This is a genomic window from Stenotrophomonas genospecies 3 (genome assembly GCF_054473855.1).
This window is the reverse complement of record NZ_JBTMUR010000007.1, coordinates 106,325-122,710: the sequence shown is the minus strand read 5'-3', so window position 1 is coordinate 122,710 and position 16,386 is coordinate 106,325. Positions and strand designations below refer to the sequence as shown.

Below are 16,386 nucleotides of genomic sequence, written 5' to 3'. Positions count from 1 at the left end.
TCAGATCCGCAGAGGGTTCATGGGATGCCGGCCAGCGGCCGGCACTCCCCATATCTGGCCGGTACATCCACGCCATGCGTGGAGGGCTGTCCAGTAGATCCCCGCCATGCGTGGATGGCTGTTCAGTAGATCCACGCCATGCGTGGATGGCGGTTACAGCAACGCCACCAGCAGCCCGGCCACGGGCAGCGCGATCGCCAGCGGCGCGATCCATTTCGGCCGGTACGGGTACAACCCGAACGACAGCACCACGCCGCCCACGGTCATCACGCCCAGCCACAGCACCGGGCCCATCGCCCAGCCGTGGTCGACCACGCACAATGCGAACGCTACCGTCAGCAGCACCCAACCCAGCACCCGCCACTGCGTGCGCCGTGCCGGGGTGGCTGCAGCCTTGCCGTGCAGGTCGTGCTGGTGCTTCTCCATCGCCAGCGACAGCGCGGTGAACGCAGAGAACGACAGGGTCAATGCCAGCAGCATCATGCGCTGGCCTCCGCTTCGGCGGTTTCTGCAGCGTCCACCGGGGCCTTGGGCGCCGCCGCCGCTGCACGCTTCTTCTTCTCGGCCGCGCTCAGCGGTGGTGTCCAGCGCTGCATGCGCCAGCCGCACAGCGCCAGCATCGCGCCGAACGCGATCATCGACAGATCAAAGCCAGCCAGCACCCAGTCCCCGTTGCGCAGGGTGTTGCCCAGGTGCGCATGCGTGGTCAGCGCATTGACCACCGGCACCAGCGCGAACGCGGCTGCGCCCAGGTACAGCTGCCAGGCCCACATCATCCGCTTCGGCCAGATGAAGGCGGCCAGCAGTGCCGCGCCCCAGGCGTAGAAGAACACGTTGGCCTCGGCGCTGGAGCGTTCGGTGATGTCCAGCGGCAGCAGGCGGTTGCCCCAGAAGTACGCTGCAAAGGCGATCGGCAGGCCGGCCACGGTACCGATGTTCAACGCATCGACCAGGCGCAGGCCGAAGCCTGTGCGGCCACTCTTGGCGTGCTTGGGCCGTTCCTTCACCGCCCACAGCACCACGCCGCTGGCCACCATCAGGCAGCCGACCAGGCCGGACAGGAAGAACAGTGCGCGCAGGCCCCAGTCGGCGAAGCGCGCCAGGTGCAGGCCGTACAGCACGCCGCGGGTGGCGGTGGCGCCACCGGAAGGCGGTGTTTCTTCCAGCAGCGTGCCGTTGACCATGTCGTAGCGCACGGCCGGGGTGTCGGTGGACAGGCGCTTGCCGTCACGCTGGCGGATGTCGATCACTGCATTGGCCGCGCCCGGGTTGGACACGGTGAAGCCGGCCACTTCCACGCCGTGCCAATGCGCTCGCGCGCTGTCCAGCAGCTGCGCGATCGGCAGCGGCGTGGCGCGGCCTTCGGCAGGTGCAGTCACCTCCGGCATGCCACCGAAGGCCTCGCTGTAGAAGGCATCCTCGTCCTGCGGGTAGGCCACCTTCACGCCCCACGGCAGGTACATGATCATCAGGGTGACGATGCCGGTGTAGGTGATCATCGCGTGGTAGGGCAGGGCCATCACCGCGCTGACGTTGTGGAAATCGAGCCAGGACCGCAGGCCCTTGTCCTTGCGGAAGGTGAAGAAGTCCTTGAAGATTTTCTTGTGGGTGATGACGCCGGTGATGATTGCCACCAGCATGAACATCGCGCAGAAGCCGACCAGATAGCGCGCCCACAGCACCGGGATGTAGTGCAGGTCGAAATGCAGGCGGTAGAAGAAATCACCGCCGCGGGTCTCGCGGGCCTTCAGTGCCTGCCCGGTGTTCGGGTCCAGTGTGGCGTCGCCGAAGCCCCCTCGACGGCCACGGCTGGGGTCGGCCAGCTCCGGCGGCAGCCGCCAGAACATCTGCATGGCGGGGTTGCGCGGTTGTGGCAGGGTGACGAACCAGTTCTCGGCCTGCGCGGCGTTGGCCTGCAGGTAGTCCACGGCACGCTGCGCGGCCACATTGATGCTGACGTTGCTGGAGGGCAGTTCCGGGCGCATCCAGCGGCTGATTTCCTCGCGGTAGTAGCTGGCCGTGCCGGCCATGAAAATCAGCAGCAGCAGCCAGCCGACCAGCAGGCCGGTCCAGGTGTGCAGCCAGGCCATCGACTGGCGGAATCCATTCTTCATGCCCAGGCCCCCAGCATGCGCGCGATGACTGCCATCAGCAGGGTGGGGGCGAGGATGCCGCCCCACGCACGCAGCGCACTGCGCGTGGCGAACGCCCACAGCGCCGCGCAGGCGGCCACCAGAATGGCCAGCAGCATGCCGGTCAGCACGGTCTGGCCTCGAGCGCCGGGCAGCGCCACCGCGCAGAACACGCTGGTCACGGAAGCCAGCGCGTAGCCGCCGAAGATCGCCGCCAGCGAGCGTGACAGCACGCCCCAGCGCGGGTTGGAGAAGAAGGTGCGGGGGCTGGCGGTTGCGGGCGAGCGGTCCACGGCGTTCCTGCAGGTTTCAGTGAAAAGGAACCGGCGCACCGCAGCGCGCCGGGGTTGGCCATCCGTGGCCGGGCACCGGTCGCAGAACCGGTGCCATCCATCGAGGGTCAGAGCTTCCAGCGCAGTGTCATCGTCACATTGCGCGGTTCGCCCCAGAACACGCCGTCATAGAAACCGACGCGGTTGTAGTACTTCTTGTCCAGCAGGTTGTTCACGTTTACCTGCGCGGTGAAGTTCTCGTTGAAGCGATAGCCCGCCGACAGGTTGAGCAGGTAGATGTCGCCCTGTTCGATTGCCACGCGGTCGCGCTTGCCGCTGGTCAGGAAATCCGCACGCGGCTTGTTGCTCAGGCTCCAGATTCCGCTCTGCCAGGTGGCGCCACCGCCCAGCCAGAAGCGGCCTTCAGCACCGCCCGGTCGCCAGCTGGCGTTGAGGCGGAACAGATCGACCGGGATGACGGTGTTCTGGCGCACGCCTTGCGCATTGCGGCTGACGGTGTGGGTGAAGCCGGCCGCCAGGTTCCAGTTCTCACCAAGGCTGCCTTGTGCTTCGATCTCCCAGCCCTTGACCTTGTTGCCCTTGCCGGTGGAGCGGTAGGCACTGACCCCACCCGGCAGCGAGTTTTCCGGCACCGAGTCGTCGAGCTCGGCAACGTTGTCCTTCTGGCCCTTGAACACGGCCGCGGAAGCATTCAGCAGACCGTCGAAGAACTCGGCCTTGACGCCGGCCTCCCACATGTCACCGACCACCGGTTCGAGGTAGTTGTTGTCCCGGTCACGGTAGTTCTGCGGCTGGAAGATGTCGGTGTAGCTGACGTAGCCGCTGAAGTAGCGGTTGAAGTCGTAGATGAAGCCGGCATACGGAGTGAGCGAGTCGTCCGGCTTGTAGCCGCCACGACGCGTATCGGTCAGGCGACCGGCGGCGTCGTGGGTGTAGTTCCAGGTGCGCGTTTCCCAGCTGCCGTAGCGCGCGCCGAGCACCGCGGTCAACGGATCGGCCAGCTGCAGGCGCGTCGCCAGATAGGCCGCGCGCTGGCGCAGTTCGTCTTCAGAAGCCAGATAGCCCAGGCGGGTGACCTGCAGCGGCGCGACGTCGCCGTTCCAGCGATGCCAATCCGGTACACGGGTGTAGCTGTCCGGGTAGGCAGCAGTGTGGGTGGCAGGCACTTCACCCTTGCGCACCGATTGGCCGAAACCGAGCACCAGCTCGTGTTCCCGGCCGAACAGCCGGAACGGACCGCCAACGTTGAAGTCGAACACCTGCATATCGCCGTTCTCGCCGAAGCTGCCGACGAAGGCGCTGATGCCGCTGCCATCGGCATTCGGGTAGCCGGAGGCCCCGTACCACACCGCACCGTCGGTTTCGCGCTTGGAGCGGGTATAGGCGGCCTTGGCGGTCCAGCCGTTGCCCAACTGCTGCTCAAGGCGTGCGAATGCGCTCTTTTCGATGATCGGCCAACTGCTCCAGCGGGCGGACAGGTTGGTCGAGCGCGGCAGGTTGGCGGGCTGGCCATCGGACCCCCAGTACGGCACCACGCCCCAGGTCACGCCCGTGGTGCGCGGCGACTGGTATTCGTAGCCGGCCTCGAGCAGGGTCGTGTCGGTGATGTCGGCCTGGACGATGCCGTAGAACACGTCCTTGTCCAGTTTGTAGACATCGCGGAACGAGTCACTCTGTTGTTTGGCCGCCACCACGCGCGCGCGGATGCGGCCGTCGAGCGCAACCGGGCCACCGAGGTCGGCCTCCAGGCGCTGGTTGCCCCAACGCCCGAGGGTCAGGTTGGCGCTCATCTGGAAGCTGTCGGTAGGACGCTTGCGCACGAAGTTGATGGTGCCCGAGGGATCGCCGGCACCGGTGGTCAGGCCGGTTGCGCCGCGCACCACTTCGATGCGGTCATAGATCACGCTGTCGGTGTTGGTCTTGATGTACCCACCGAAGGTGTTGAGCATCCCATCGACCTGGAAATTGGTGATGTTGTAGCCGCGCGAGACGTAGTTGATGCGCTCGCTGTCGGTAACCGATACCGCCACGCCGGTGACCTGGCCCATCACATCGGACAGCGAGAACAAGCCCATGTCATCCAGGCGCTGGCGGGTGACCACGGTCATCGACTGCGGTGTCTGGCGCAGCGACAGGCCGAGCTTGGTGGCCGTGCTGGCACGCTTGACCGTATAGCTGTCGACGATATCGCCGTCAGCGGTGACCTGGACCGTATCCAGCGTGCGCGCGGAAGGATCGGCAGTGCCGTCGGCGTGGGCCAGCGGGGCGATCATCAGTGCGGTCACGGCCAGGGCCAGCAGAGTGGGACGAGGGTGGTTCAACGGCATTGCCATCGGTGCGATTCCATGCAGGACGAAACAGGCGATGGAATGCGCAGACGCAGCAGCCGTGCGCTCCGCGCACGTCGCCCAGCGAGTCCCATCGACGGTGTGCCACCCGTGTAGTGCGGGCGACCCGGTAGTCGGGGGATGTACACGGGCGAAGGGGCGGGTGGGTGCGTGCTTCCGTGCCCCGCTTGGCTAAGCGTACAACCGATCGGCAAATGATAGGCATTCGCATTTCGTTAATCAAGCGTGACGAATTCCGTCTCCACGCAGGGCGTGGATCGACTGCCGGATGGGGTCCTAGAACCTGAACACCACCGTCGCGGCGTGCAGCAGCAGGCCGATCAGGCCGCCCACCAGGGTGCCGTTGAAGCGGATGAACTGCAGGTCGCGGCCCACGCTCAGTTCCAGCTGTTCGACCAGATGCCGTTCGTCCCAGCTCTTCACGGTCTGCGCGATATGCGTGGTCACGCCTTCGCGCAGGCGGCCGGTGAGGCGCTGGGCGCCCTCCAGAAGATGCTGGTTCAGCGCGTCGCGCAGGGCCGGGTCGGCCTGCAGGCTGCTGCCCAGTGACGCGAGGCTGCGCTGCAGGTGGCCGACCAGCGCCGAATCCTCACGCTGCAGGTCGGCACGCAGGCTGGCATGGATGCGCGCCCACAGCCCCTGCACGTACTCCTGCAGGGCAGGGTGGTCGATCATTTCCTGTTTGAGCTGTTCGATGCGCTCGGCCAGGGCCGGGTCCTCGCGCAGGCGCTGCACGTAGTTCTGCAGCCAGCTCTCGTAGTCCTGGCGCAGCGGATGCTGCGGCTCGGCCAGCACCTGCTGCAGTTCTTCCAGCACCGCCCGCGCCAGTCGCTCGGCCAGGCTGTCGCCGATCTCGTCGATCGGCTTGACCCAGTTCACCGTGCTCGACAGCGTCGGCCACTCGCGCTGGATGTAACGCACGATCAGCTGCGAGGCGCGCTCCTTCACTTCCGGCTGCTCCAGCCAGCGCCCCAAGCGCTGCAGGCCCTCGTCCAGCACGCGCTGGTGGCGCCCATCGGCGGTCAGCAGGGCCAGCAGCTCACCGGCGGTGGCGGCGGCATTCCACTGCCGCAGCTGCTGCACCACGAAGGCGTGCAGCTGCCGACGCACCGCGGTTTCGTCGAAGAAGTCCAGTGCCTGCAGGGCCCAGCCGCGGGCCATGTCGGCCAGCATCCGCGAACGTGCAGGGTCGGCCAGCCAACTGCCGAGACGGCTGGCCGGGTCGAATACCTGCAGCTTTGCCAAGAGGACCTGTGGTTCAAGGAACTGGTCGCGCACGAACAGGGCCAGGCTGTCGCCGATGCGTTCCTTGCTGCGTGGGATGATTGCCGTATGCGGGATCGGCAGGCCCATCGGCCGCCGGAACAGCGCGACGACCGCGAACCAGTCGGCCAGTGCGCCTACGGCCGCTGCTTCGCAGAAGGCCGAGACCCAGGCCCAGATGCCGCGCTCGCCCTGCCAGTGGCTGACCGCGAAACCGGCCAGCATCAACAGCAGCAGTCCCAGCGCGAGGGCTTTCAGGCGCCGCAGCTGTGCGCGGCGCGGATCGTTGGCAGACGTCATGCCGGAAGTCTAACCGGCACGGCATGAGCATCTGGTAGTGCCGGCCGCTGGCCGGCATCCGCAACGCACCCGGAACGTCCATGGGGTTGCCGGCCCGCGGCCGGCACTACCCGTTGGTTCAGAGCGCTTCGAGCTGCTTGCGCAACGCCGCCAGCTGCGCGCGCAGGGTGTCGTTCTCGCGGGTCAGCGCGACCACGCGGCGGCGCAGCGCCGGGGCATCCTCGCCCAGCTGCTCCAGTGCCGACAGCACCTCGGCGTCGCGGCTGGCGATCTGCTCTTCGTCCGCTTCCTCGAAGTCCATCTCGGCTGCTTCCGGCTTCGGTGCGCGCGGCTTGCGCTTGGACTCGCGCACGCGCTTGGCGGCCTGCTTCAGCTCATCCTTGCCACCGGCGGCAGCGGCGCGCTGCTCGTCTTCCGGCAGGTCGGCCACGGCAGCAGCAGCGCTGATCGAGATCACGCCGGCCTTCACCGCTTCCACCACCTCGGCCGCGGCCTGGGCGTGGATGCGTTCGATCATGCCGACCTGGCTGGTGCTCAGCTTGGCCTCGCGGGCCAGCTCGGCGCGGCTGATCTTCGGTGCCGGTTCCCACGGCGGGCTGTCCTCACCCGCGTCCTCGATGGCTTCGGCGGTGCCGTCGCTCTCGCGTTGCAGCTGCGCCTGCTCGATCTGCTTGCGGGCGGCCAGGATGTCGCGCTTGCGCAGCGCCAGCACGCCGCGCTGGAAGTCGGACACGCTGCGGCGGCCCAGGTGCTGCTCGATCATCCACAGGTGTACGTCTTCCATGCTCTGGAAGCGGGTGTTCTGCACGGTATTGAAGGGCAGGCCATGCTTCTGGCAGATGCCGAAACGGTTGTGGCCATCGACCAGCACATCACCCCACAGCACCAGCGCATCGCGGCAGCCTTCGGCCAGGATGCTGCGCTCCAGCGCGTCATGTTCGTCCGCGGTCAGCGGGTCGATGTAGGCCTTGAGTTCTTCTTTGACGACGATATCCATGGGCACGGCAGCGAGCAGGAGCGGAACCGCCCATTGTACCCGCTCGCCACCGCCGGCCCGGGCTCAGGCGGTGGCCCGGATCATCTCGCCCAGGGTGCTGGTGATCTGGTCGATCTGCGCCTTGTCCACGATCAGAGGTGGCGACAGCGCGATGATGTCGCCGGTACAGCGCACCAGCAGCCGGCCGTCCTGGAAGCAGCGCCGGAACACCTCGTAGCCACGGCTGCCGGGGGCATCGCGGCGCGGCGCCAGCTCGACCGCGCCGACCAGCCCGAAGTTGCGGATGTCGATCACGTTGGGCAGGCCCTGCAGCGCATGCAGCCGTTCCTGCCAGTATTCGCCCAGCTCGATGGCACGCTCGAACAGGCGCTCCTCGGCATAGACCTCCAGCGTGGCCAGCGCTGCGGCGCAGGCCAGCGGATGGCCGGAATGGGTATAGCCATGGAACAGCTCGATGGCCTGCGGCGGTGCCTGCATCAGGGTTGCATGCACGGCGTCGCTGGCCAGCACGCCACCCAGCGGTACCGCGCCGTTGCTGACCGCCTTGGCGAAGGTCAGCAGGTCCGGGGTGACCCCGAAGCGCTGCGCGGCGAAGGGCATGCCGACCCGGCCGAAACCGGTGATGACCTCGTCGAACACCAGCAGGATGCCGTGGTGGTCGCACAGCTCGCGCAGGCGCTGCAGATAGCCCGGCGCGGGCAGGATCACCCCGGCCGAACCGGCAATGGGCTCGACGAACACTGCCGCGATGGTCGAGGCGTCGTGCAGGGCGATCAGCCGTTCCAGGTCGTCGGCCAGCTCGGCGCCCTGGCGTGGCAGGCCCTTGCTGAACGCATTGCGCGGCAGGTCCAGGGTATGCCGCAGGTAGTCCACGCCGCCCAGCTGCAGGCCGAACGCCCTGCGGTTGTTGGGCAGCCCACCCAGCGCCATGCCGCCGAAACCGACCCCGTGGTAAGCCTTCTCGCGGCTGATGAAGCGGGTGCGCTGGCCCTCGCCACGCTGGCGGTGATAGGCCAGCGCGATCTTCATCGCGGTATCCACCGCCTCGGAGCCGGAGCTGGTGAAGAACACATGGTTGAGCGGGGCAGGCGCCAGTGCGGCCAGCCGCTGCGCCAGTGCGAAGGCCGGCGGCGAGCCCATCTGGAAGGCCGGCGAATAGTCGAGCGTGCGTGCCTGCTCGACGATGGCCTCGACGATGCGCGGGCGAGCGTGGCCGGCGTTGCAGCACCACAGGCCGGCGGTGCCGTCGAGGATCTGGCGGCCGTCGACGTCCTCGTAGTGCATGCCTTCGGCGCGTACCAGCATGCGCGGCGCGGCCTTGTACTGGCGGTTGGCGGTGAACGGCATCCAGTACGCGTCCAGTGACTCGGGGCGCTGGGTGGCCAGGTCGTGCAGCTCGCTTTCGGGACGCTTCATGCCAGCTCCATCGGGTCCGATGCGACGAATGTAGCGCAGCCGCGTCACGGTGGAGTCGCGGCGGTCCCGGTATAACCAAAGCTTGTTGACCGCTGGAGCTTCCCATGGCCGATTTCCCCGACCGCAGCCACTGGCAGGCGCTGTCCCTTCAGCTCTCGATGCCGGGCCAGGCCTTCATCGATGGCCGTTATGTCGATGCCGCCAGCGGCGCCCGCTTCGACTGCATCAGCCCGATCGATGGTCGCGTGCTGGGCGCGGTTGCCGACTGCGACGCGCAGGATGTCGAACGCGCGGTACTGGCCGCGCGGCGCAGCTTCGAGGCGGGCCACTGGTCGCAGGCGAGCCCGGCGCATCGCAAGCGCGTGTTGCTGGCGCTGGCCGCGCTGGTGGAGAAGCACGCCGATGAGCTGGCGCTGCTGGAAACCCTGGACATGGGCAAGCCGGTGTGTGACGCACGCCGTATCGACCTGCCCGGTGTGGTGCGGTGCCTGACCTGGACCGCCGAAGCGGTGGACAAACTGTATGGCGAGATCGCGCCGACTGACCCGCACGAACTCGGACTGGTCACCCGCGAAGCCGCGGGCGTGGTGGCGGCCATCGTGCCGTGGAATTTCCCGTTGCTGATGGCCTGCTGGAAGATCGCGCCGGCGCTGGCGATGGGCAATTCGGTGGTGCTCAAGCCTTCGGAGCGGTCGCCGCTGAGTGCGCTGCGGCTGGGGGCGCTGGCCGCCGAGGCGGGCCTGCCGGAGGGCGTGCTGAACGTGCTGCCGGGCCATGGCGCGCGCGTTGGCGAACCGCTGGCCCTGCACATGGACGTGGATGTGTTGGCGTTCACCGGTTCCACTGCCACCGGCGCGAAGTTGCTGGAGTATTCCGGGCGATCCAACCTCAAGCGGGTCTGGCTGGAATGCGGCGGCAAGAGCCCGCACGTGGTGTTCGCCGACGCTCCCGATCTGGACGCGGCGGCCAAGGCCGTGGCGCAGGGCATCTTCTTCAACCAGGGCGAAGTCTGTACCGCCGGGTCGCGCTTGCTGGTGCAGCGCTCGATCCGTGAGGATTTCGTGCACCGGGTGGTTGCTTATGGCCAGCACATGCAGCCGCAGCATCCGCTGGACGCCGACGCGCCGATGGGCGCGCTGGTGGACGCCGCGCATCTGGACAAGGTGATGCGGGATATCGCACGCGCCGAAGCTGAAGGTGCCCGCCTGCTGCTGGGCGGGCATCGTGCCGAGGTGGAGGCGGGTGGCAGCTATGTGCAGCCCACGGTGTTCGACCAGGTGCGCCCGGAGCAGGCCTTGGCACGCGAGGAAGTGTTTGGGCCGGTGCTGGCGGTGCTCGGTTTCGACGACGAGGCCGAAGCCGTGCGCGTGGCCAACGACAGCCGCTACGGACTGGCCGCCGGTCTCTGGACACGCGATCTGGGCCGCGCGCATCGGGTTGCGCGCCAGCTGCGCGCCGGCAGCGTCTGGGTGAACGGCTGGGATGGCGGCGACATGACCGCACCGTTTGGTGGTTACAAGCAGTCCGGCAACGGCCGGGACAAATCGCTGCACGCCTTCGACAAGTACAGTGAGATCAAGGCCACCTGGATCCAGTTGTAACGACGTGGCTGCTTGACCGCTGTTCGCTCTTTGTAGAGTCGAGCCATGCTCGACTGCTTTTCGTTCTTCGGTAGAGCCGAGCCATGCTCGGCTGCATCTCGCGAAGAGCAGTCGAGCATGGCTCGACTCTACAGAAGGCAGACAGCTGTCGAGCTACCGGCAGCGGGCACTCACCTGCAGCACTGCCACACGCAACATGTCGCGGTCGGCTTCTTCGACGGCATTCTGGAAGTAATCCATGTCCTGCCGGCCCAGCTCGCACGGGTCGACGATGTACCCCGGTGGCCACAAACCCAGCAGTTGCGCCACGCCATGCACGATCTGCTCGGGTGTCATCTGCCGACGGATCCGGAAGTAGTTGCGGCGCGGCCCAAACGCCGGATGGACCTCGCGCCGACCGATCAGGCGCGGGGCCACACCCGCTGCGCTGATGCCGTCACCGCCATCGATGCTGCCCGCAGGCAGGTCCAGCATCAGTGGCGCCGTTGCAGGCGGTTCCTCGGACGCGGGTGTGCTGGCATCCGTAGGTGCCGCCGGGGGCGGGCGTGGCGCTGTCGATGCGGCCGGGCGCGCTGCCTCTGCGTTGGGCTGCGCCGGGTGCGGTTGCGCAGGCACGTGCTGCTTCGGTGGCAGCCAGTACAACGTCATCCTGGCGCCTTCGTCGCTGCGCAGCGTCATCCTGCCGCTGCCCAGCAGCCACACTGCCATCAACCCATGCACCAGCAGCACCACCAGCCATGCCGCCATGCGCGGCAGCTTCGGCGAATCGGACCACGACAGCGCGACTGCAGTCATCGGCAAAGCATCCATGCAGGGACCGGTGGCGCAGCCTAGCGGGTGGCCCGAAAAATTCCGTTGGCATCGGTGTCGGCTGAAACCATCGCCCCGTGCGGCCACCGGCCCGTGGCAGAATCGGGCGATCCGCCGTTACCCGTGTTGCCGATGTCGACGATCACCGCTGCCGCGCCGTCCGTGAATTCCCCCAGTCGAGTCCTGCTGGCCAGCCTGATCGGCACCACCATCGAGTTCTTCGATTTCTACATCTACGCCACGGCAGCGGTGCTGGTGTTCCCGCACCTGTTCTTCCCGGACAGCAGCGAACAGGCGGCGCTGCTGCAGTCACTGGCAACGTTCGCGGTCGCGTTCATCGCGCGTCCGGTGGGCTCGGCAGTGTTCGGCCACTTCGGTGACCGTATCGGCCGCAAGGCCACGCTGGTGGCCGCGCTGCTGACCATGGGCCTGTCCACGGTGCTGATCGGTTTGCTGCCGACCCACGCGCAGATTGGCTTGTGGGCCCCCGCGTTGCTGGCGCTGTGCCGCTTCGGCCAGGGCCTGGGGCTGGGCGGCGAGTGGGGTGGGGCAGTGCTGCTGGCCACCGAGAACGCACCGCCGGGCAAACGTGCCTGGTACGGCATGTTCCCGCAGCTGGGTGCGCCGCTCGGCTTCCTGCTGTCGGCCGGCATTTTCCTGGTGCTCGGCCGCTGCCTGAGCCAGGACGACTTCCTGCAGTGGGGCTGGCGTATCCCGTTTGTGGCCAGCGCACTGCTGGTCGGCCTTGGCCTGTGGGTGCGCCTGAACATCCACGAGACGCCCGATTTCAAGAAGGCGCTGGAGCGCAAGGCGCCGGTGCGGCTGCCGATGTGGACGGTGCTGCGTGACCATCCGGTACCGATGCTGCTGGGTACCCTGGGCGCGTTCGCCACCTTTGTGCTGTTCTACCTGATGACGGTGTTCAGTCTCGGCCATGGCACCGCGGTGCTGGGCTACAGCCGCGAGCGGTTCCTGCTGATGCAGATGGCCGGCATGCTGTTCTTCGCGCTGGGTATCCCGCTGTCGGCGCGCTATGGCGACCGTTGGGGCACGCGACGCACGATGATCGTCGCCAGCGTACTGATCGTCGGTTTCGGTGTGCTGTTCGCGCCGCTGTTCCAGCCGCACAGCCCGTGGCTGGTCACTGGCTTCCTGTGCCTGGGCCTGTTCCTGATGGGCCTGACCTACGGCCCCTGCGGCACCTTCCTGGCCGAGATCTACCCGGTGGAGGTGCGCTACACCGGCGCCTCGCTGTCATTCAATCTGGCCGGCATTCTCGGTGCGGCACCGGCGCCGTACCTGGCCACCTGGCTGGCCGAACGCTTCGGCCTGGTCGCGGTCGGCTACTACCTGTGCCTAACTGCGGTGGCGACCCTGTGCGCGCTGGTGGCACTGCACCGGCGCGCCCTGCGGCTCAACCAAAGAAGCGCTTGAGCGTACGCCCCAGCCAACCGCCCCCTTGGTGCTCGCGGGCGAACTGGTTCAGGTGCGCCTTGACCTGTTCGGCATAGGCCTGGTCATCACCGCGTATGTGATTGAACAGCCAGCGTGAGAGCATGGTGCGCAGTTCGTCGCTGATGTCCTCGCCGGCCTGGAAGCGCATGCGGTATTCCGATACCCGCTTGATGAAGACCTCATGCACGCGCTTGTGCGCGGCGCAGAACGGGTAGCCCGCTTCTTCCATCAACTCTTCTTCGAACGCGAAGTGCGACATGGTGTAGTCCACCACCTCGTCGATCACTTCACCCACCGCCGCACGCTGCATGCTGGCCTGGGCCACGTGCAGGTGGTTGAGCATCTCGATGATGCGGCGGTGTTGTTGGTCGATCACATCGATGCCGATGTTCAGATCGTCCTGCCAGACCAGTAGTGCCATCCCCGGCTCCCCTTCATGCGTATGTCGGGGCCGACTGTAGAGCCGCCGCGCGGGTGCGGCGTTGATCTGGATCAAAGCGGGCCGGTCAGGGCAGGGCGGGCTCGCGCGGGCGCAGCGGGCTGGCCACCGTGGTGCAGCTGACCCGGTTGCGGCCACCGGCCTTGGCCAGGTACAGCTGGCGGTCGGCCTCGGAGATCAGCCGGTGCAGCGCATCACGCTGCGGGCGCAGGCAGCACAGGCCGATGCTGACCGTCATGCGAAGCGTCGCGGTGCCAATGTCCACTTCCAGTGCGGCGATGCGCTGTCGCAGTTCCTCGAAGTACTGCAGTGCCTCGTCCTGTTCCATGTCCGGCACCAGCAGGCAGAACTCCTCGCCACCGAAGCGTGCGATCAGGTCCTGGCTGCGTGCATGCGCGGCCACCGCACCGGCCACCGCACGCAGCGCATCGTCGCCGGCCTCGTGGCCGTGGGTGTCGTTGATGTGCTTGAAGTGGTCGATGTCGATCATCGCCACCGCCACGCACTGGCCATGCAGCTGCAGCTGTGGCAGCTGGCGCTGGCTCTGTTCCAGGAAGCAGCGGCGGTTGGGCAGGCCGGTAAGGAAGTCTCGGGTGGCCAGATCCTGCAGGGTGCCGATCAATTCCAGCTGGTCCACGTTCTGCGAGACCCGGCAGAAGAATTCCTCGCGCGAGAATGGCTTGCGCAGGAAGTCGTTGGCACCGTTCTTCAGGAAGCGCGGGATCAGCGATGCGTCGGTGTTGCCGGAGATGCCGATCACCGCCACCTTGTCGCGTGAGCGCAGGGTGCGCAGGCGGCGGGTGAATTCCACGCCCTGCATGCCGGGCATTTCCTGGTCGACCACCGCCAGGCGGATCGCCGGATGCGCCTCGATCGCGGCCAGGCCCTCGTTGCCATCGGCCGCTTCGTGCACCTCATGGCCATACATGCGCAGCAGGGCGGCGGCATAGCCGCGCGCGGACGGGGAATCGTCCACCACCAGCGCCGCGATGCGGCGGTTGCGTTCCAGCCGCTGCACCAGCCACACCAGGTAGTCGATGCTGCCGGGGGTGTTCTTCAGTACGTAGTCGATGATCTGCTGCTGCAGCACGCGCTTGCGCAGGTCCTCGTCGTACACGCCGCTGACCACCACGGTGGGCAGGTCACGCTTGAGGAAGAACTCGACCACCGCATCGCGGTCGCCGTCGGCCAGCACCAACCCGGTCAGCACCAGGAACCAGCCGCCACCCTCGCTCAGCAGGCGATCGGCCTCGGCCAGGGTGGAGGCGATCACCACCGGCAGTTCCAGGCGCTGCTCGATGGCCTCGCGCAGCATGCCGGTGAACGCACGGGAGTTTTCGACCAGCAGGATCCGCTGTGGCAGCGGATCGGCCAGGTCGCCATCGACGGCGGCCTGCGGCAGGACGGGCATGATGCGGTGGCTCACGAAGGAGGGCTCGGCACGGATAGCGGCGGTTTCGGGCGTAACTTTAGCCGCTCATGCAGCGCCCGGCGTACATCATGCCGCGGAGAATGGAGCTAGGCGAACTCTTTGCTTCGCGCTCTGCCCCCCTGGACCAGGGACGGCAGGGATTCGCTGAGTATGATCGTGATTCGATGGTGACGACATAGCAGCACGCCGTCGTAAGCAATCAGGCGTCCGCCGAGCCGATCAATCAGTGCAGCTTCGGTGGCCGACGTCAGTGGACGATCGCGATCCAACAGTGCGATGTTCAACATGATGCCGTGACGCTGGCCGAGCCGGCCACAACGTGCCTGGATGTGTATCTGCCCCGGCTCATGACTCAGCATGACCGGCACTGCATCGATCAGTAGGCGATAGGCTGATAGTTGCAGACCCACGCTCAACTGGCAGGGGTCGCCGGAGAACTGTGGTCGATTCATACGGCCGGTGGAGTTCCAACCGTCCCGTACGCCGCTGGCTTGCAGGCTGAGGTAAAGCCCGATCTGCTCAATTGCAGTCGGGTAGATCATGCTGGCCTGTTGGCGGAATTGCCATGAATGCGTTGCAGATGTCTGAACCAGATCTGCCGCGATATCGTGGTGACCATGGGTCTTGAGCCAGTCAACAACACCTTGCACCGACATATCCATGCCGTCACCAATTGATTTCAGCTCGAGCGCCCGTGAACGCAGAGCCTGCTCACCGGCCAGGTACGAGGCGCGCGCCAGCTTTACTGTGTTCCGGCCACTATCTTCATGCTCTTGGTACTTGCGTTGATAGTGGCTGATACCAGATCCCAGTGCGAGCAGCGCGACGCTTATTACGCAAAGGCTCTGCTGCGTAGAGAAGGCTCCGAGGTCAAACGAAGCGGGTAGCCCAGTGCTTGGTGTAGATGCGAGCACGATCAGATTCAGTAGCGGCACTGCGATTGCCGCGCCGCGCCAACCGTGCAGGAAGGCAAGTGCGATTGCCGGGAGCGAAGCCATCAGGACGAGTTGCTCACGGGTGGTGTTGGCCGTAGCCGGTGTCAGCTTCATTGCCAATCCAAGCACCATGATCAGCGCGATAGATGTGGCGGTGAAAGCAACGAAGCGGGTGCTCCATCCTGGTTCGGAGTGACGCCGCAGCCACAGCAGTGCCAGTGGGGCAAGCGCAAGGATACCGGTGGTTTGGCCCAGCAAAGTACGTCCCACCCGTTCGAGCATCATTTCCGGGTCTGGGCCAGGCCACAGCAGACGCGCAAGTCCCATGTTCAGCAGGCTGACTGCAATGCCTGCCGAGAACGACAGGGAGAGCAGCCACAGTCCGCCCGCGGTAGGGACATGTCTGCGATGGAAGCGCACGATCAGCATTGCCAGAGGCATCAGCCCAATTGAGCCAAGAATGACCCATGCCAGTCCGTGGGTTGTCGCCATTGGCATACGGATCTGTGCGAAATAGGCGTATTCGCCAAACAGAAGGTACGGCCATAGGCGCACAGGTACCAACAGAAGTGCAGCAATCCGCACGCCCGCAGGAAGATAGAACTGGTCAAGTGACAGTTGCCGCGTCACCAAACACGCGGCCGCATATAGGATCGCTACCGCGAATCCTTCTGGACGGAAGCGAACGTCTACCTGTATTCCATCCTTCCACCAGCTCACTTCACCCTCCCGGGTCGGTTGGGACGCTCGGTCCCGCGTATGCGTGGCCTGCCCAGCACAGCGGCTTCGGCAGATAGCACGCCGTGCAACGGAAAAATGGAGAATACACACGGGGGCCGGTCGGTGCGATGGCACCCCCGTGGGGGCCTCGGTATGCTGGGGATGCTCCGGCCTTGACGCTTGCAGCGGACGATTTTATCCGGCCATGAAGTGGCATTGCGCTCTTTTGCCGCGGTCAATGCGGA

Annotated in this window: 13 protein-coding genes; 2 read left to right on the top strand and 11 right to left on the bottom strand. The window is 66.4% G+C overall.

The window, feature by feature from the left end; translation table 11 throughout:
* Positions 1 to 153: 153 nt before the first annotated feature.
* The 7 genes from ACX9OT_RS11205 to aptA form a co-directional block, all read right to left on the bottom strand.
* A complete protein-coding gene (locus tag ACX9OT_RS11205; protein WP_049399886.1) occupies positions 154 to 483 on the bottom strand; it encodes a DUF3325 domain-containing protein in 330 nt (109 codons plus the stop codon).
* On the bottom strand, positions 480 to 2,114 hold the full coding sequence (locus ACX9OT_RS11200) for a PepSY-associated TM helix domain-containing protein (RefSeq protein WP_459002099.1): 1,635 nt from the start codon (positions 2,112 to 2,114) through the stop codon (positions 480 to 482). The genes ACX9OT_RS11205 and ACX9OT_RS11200 overlap by 4 nt, the downstream gene beginning before the upstream one ends.
* Complete coding sequence (locus ACX9OT_RS11195; protein ID WP_189719809.1) at positions 2,111 to 2,425, bottom strand: DUF3649 domain-containing protein; 315 nt, start codon at positions 2,423 to 2,425, stop codon at positions 2,111 to 2,113. Before ACX9OT_RS11195 ends, ACX9OT_RS11200 begins: the two co-directional genes overlap by 4 nt.
* Positions 2,426 to 2,532: 107 nt before the next feature.
* Positions 2,533 to 4,758 (bottom strand): TonB-dependent siderophore receptor, encoded by a 2,226-nt coding sequence (locus ACX9OT_RS11190; RefSeq protein WP_189719808.1) that lies wholly within the window; start codon positions 4,756 to 4,758, stop codon positions 2,533 to 2,535.
* A 291-nt stretch (positions 4,759 to 5,049) separates the two neighbouring features.
* Positions 5,050 to 6,336 carry a DUF445 domain-containing protein gene (locus tag ACX9OT_RS11185; RefSeq protein WP_071228415.1) on the bottom strand — a complete coding sequence of 429 codons (1,287 nt, stop codon included), beginning with the start codon at positions 6,334 to 6,336 and terminating at the stop codon, positions 5,050 to 5,052.
* 118 nt (positions 6,337 to 6,454) lie between these two features.
* Entirely contained in the window at positions 6,455 to 7,333 is an 879-nt protein-coding gene (locus tag ACX9OT_RS11180; RefSeq protein WP_032127886.1) for a plasmid replication/partition related protein, read from the bottom strand.
* Between the two features lie 63 nt (positions 7,334 to 7,396).
* Positions 7,397 to 8,749 carry an omega-aminotransferase AptA gene (gene aptA / locus ACX9OT_RS11175; RefSeq protein ID WP_049463588.1) on the bottom strand — a complete coding sequence of 451 codons (1,353 nt, stop codon included), beginning with the start codon at positions 8,747 to 8,749 and terminating at the stop codon, positions 7,397 to 7,399.
* A 104-nt stretch (positions 8,750 to 8,853) separates the two neighbouring features.
* Here aptA and ACX9OT_RS11170 point away from each other — a divergent pair, with 104 nt between their 5' ends.
* The gene (locus tag ACX9OT_RS11170) at positions 8,854 to 10,350 is read left to right on the top strand and encodes an aldehyde dehydrogenase (protein WP_459002096.1); all 1,497 of its coding nucleotides are present in this window, start codon (positions 8,854 to 8,856) and stop codon (positions 10,348 to 10,350) included.
* Between the two features lie 153 nt (positions 10,351 to 10,503).
* Here ACX9OT_RS11170 and ACX9OT_RS11165 read toward each other — a convergent pair whose 3' ends face one another.
* Positions 10,504 to 11,145, bottom strand: coding sequence for a hypothetical protein (locus tag ACX9OT_RS11165; protein ID WP_459002094.1), 642 nt, complete (start codon positions 11,143 to 11,145; stop codon positions 10,504 to 10,506).
* A gap of 147 nt (positions 11,146 to 11,292) precedes the next feature.
* On the opposite strand from ACX9OT_RS11165, the gene ACX9OT_RS11160 reads away from it, so the two are divergent.
* On the top strand, positions 11,293 to 12,594 hold the full coding sequence (locus tag ACX9OT_RS11160) for an MFS transporter (protein WP_189719778.1): 1,302 nt from the start codon (positions 11,293 to 11,295) through the stop codon (positions 12,592 to 12,594).
* Here ACX9OT_RS11160 and ACX9OT_RS11155 read toward each other — a convergent pair.
* From ACX9OT_RS11155 to ACX9OT_RS11145, 3 genes are all read right to left on the bottom strand, one after another.
* Positions 12,575 to 13,036 (bottom strand): bacteriohemerythrin, encoded by a 462-nt coding sequence (locus ACX9OT_RS11155; RefSeq protein ID WP_004151683.1) that lies wholly within the window; start codon positions 13,034 to 13,036, stop codon positions 12,575 to 12,577. The two genes, ACX9OT_RS11160 and ACX9OT_RS11155, sit on opposite strands and share 20 nt — an antisense overlap.
* A gap of 85 nt (positions 13,037 to 13,121) precedes the next feature.
* Positions 13,122 to 14,465: a diguanylate cyclase gene (locus tag ACX9OT_RS11150; protein ID WP_032127881.1), complete on the bottom strand. Its 1,344-nt coding sequence runs from the start codon at positions 14,463 to 14,465 to the stop codon at positions 13,122 to 13,124.
* A gap of 107 nt (positions 14,466 to 14,572) precedes the next feature.
* Positions 14,573 to 16,141, bottom strand: a complete 1,569-nt coding sequence (locus ACX9OT_RS11145) for an MASE1 domain-containing protein (RefSeq protein ID WP_459002091.1) — start codon at positions 16,139 to 16,141, stop codon at positions 14,573 to 14,575.
* Positions 16,142 to 16,386 lie beyond the last annotated feature (245 nt).